This is a genomic window from Butyricicoccus intestinisimiae (assembly GCF_018918345.1).
In the GTDB taxonomy this organism is placed as follows: Bacteria; Bacillota; Clostridia; order Oscillospirales; family Butyricicoccaceae; genus Butyricicoccus_A; species Butyricicoccus_A intestinisimiae.
On sequence record NZ_JAHLQI010000015.1, the window covers coordinates 1 to 1,797 of the forward strand.

Here is a 1,797-nt window from a genome sequence, read left to right on the forward strand (position 1 = left end):
AGCTGACTGGGGCATCTGCGGCGACCTGTTCAAGGTAGTACCGATGATGATCGAGACCATCAAGGCAGCACAGGCTGCTAAGTAATCTGTTTATACAGAAACAGATATAGATATTCGCAGAAACACAGGCAAAATCCTTTGCCGCCGGGTAAATTTTGTATTCAGACGATTGCGTCCCTCCGGATTTCCGGAGGGACTTTTTTTGTGCAAAAATTTCAAAATCCCAGCAAAATATTGTTATTCGACCATAAATTAGCAAAGGATTTTGGGCAACTGTTTGTTTTTGGTAAAGAAAAGACGAATAAAACGTTCAAAAAAACGTTATTTCACTCCAAAAGACCACAATTTGTGCATATTGTTAGTAATGTTAGATAAAATTTTGTTTGTGAATCAATCACTATAAAAAACATTGCACAACAAAATGAAATATGCTATACTGATTTTGATAAGGTATATGTTAACTTTTTAGTTTCTTTGGGTGTTATTGAAACACATATTATAGTGAAATTGGAGGAATAAAACATGGACTTCAACTTGACCAAAGAGCAAGAACTGATTCGGAAGGCTCTCGCAGAGTTTACCGAAGAAGAAGTCAAGCCGATTGCAGCTGAGACTGATCGCACCGCGCAGTATCCGGCTGACACCATTGCTAAGCTGTTCCGTTACGGCGTAATGGGCATGTGCGTACCGAAGGAGTACGGCGGACCTGGCGCTGACGACATCTCCGCTGCTATCGTAGTAGAAGAGCTGTCCAAGCAGTGCGCTTCCACCGGCGACATCGTTGCTACCCACAACGGCCTGTGCTGTGGACCGATCATCAACTTCGGTACCGAGGAGCAGAAGAAGAAGTATCTGCCGCAGCTGGTTAACGGCAAGGTAGGCGCATTCGCTCTGACCGAGCCGAACGCTGGTTCTGATGCTTCTAAGGGCACCACTGTTTGCGAAGACAAGGGTGACCACTGGGTAATGAACGGTTCCAAGATCTTCATTACCAACGGCTATGTAGCTGACATTTTCGTAGTATTCGCAATGACCGACCCGTCCAAGGGCACCAAGGGCATCTCTGCATTCATCGTAGAGAAGGACTTCCCGGGCTTCTCTGTAGGTCGTCACGAGGAAAAGATGGGCCTGCACGGTTCCCCGACGGCTGAGATCGTATTCGAGGACTGCATCATCCCGAAGGAAAACCTGCTCGGCAGACTGGGCAAGGGCTTCAACATTGCAATGAACACCCTGGACGGCGGCCGTATCGGCATCGCTGCACAGGCACTGGGCATCGCTGAAGGCGCTATGAACGAGGCTGTTGAGTACACCAAGGGTCGTGTACAGTTCGGTCGTCCGATCTCCAAGTTCCAGAACACCCAGTTCGTATTTGCTGACATGGAAGTTGCTATCAACGCAGCACGTCTGCTGACCTATTCTGCTGCTGCAGCTAAGGGCTCTGGCAAGCGTTTCACCAAGGACGCTGCTATGGCTAAGCTGTTCGCTTCTGAGGCAGCTATGAAGATCACCACCCAGGCAGTTCAGCTGTTCGGCGGCTACGGCTACACCCGTGACTACCCGGTTGAGCGCATGATGCGTGATGCTAAGATCACCGAGATCTACGAGGGTACCTCTGAAATTCAGAGAGTCGTTATCGCAGGCAACGTACTCGGTAAGTAAGAATAGGGAGGATATAGAATCATGAAAGTTATCGTATGCGTAAAGCAGGTTCCGGATACTTCTGGTAAGGTTGCAGTAAAGCCGGACGGAACTCTGGACCGCGCTTCTATGGCAGCAATCATCAATCCGGATGAT

Annotated in this window: 1 protein-coding gene and 1 pseudogene; both read left to right on the forward strand. The window is 48.4% G+C overall.

Annotation, left to right across the window (positions count from 1 at the left end; translation table 11 throughout):
• Nucleotides 1-522 precede the first annotated feature (522 nt).
• Nucleotides 523-1,662 (forward strand): acyl-CoA dehydrogenase, encoded by a 1,140-nt coding sequence (locus tag KQI75_RS13425; protein ID WP_216471338.1) that lies wholly within the window; start codon nt 523-525, stop codon nt 1,660-1,662.
• Nucleotides 1,663-1,683: 21 nt separating this feature from the next.
• Nucleotides 1,684-1,797, forward strand: a pseudogene (locus KQI75_RS13655) (electron transfer flavoprotein subunit beta); the annotation flags it as partial.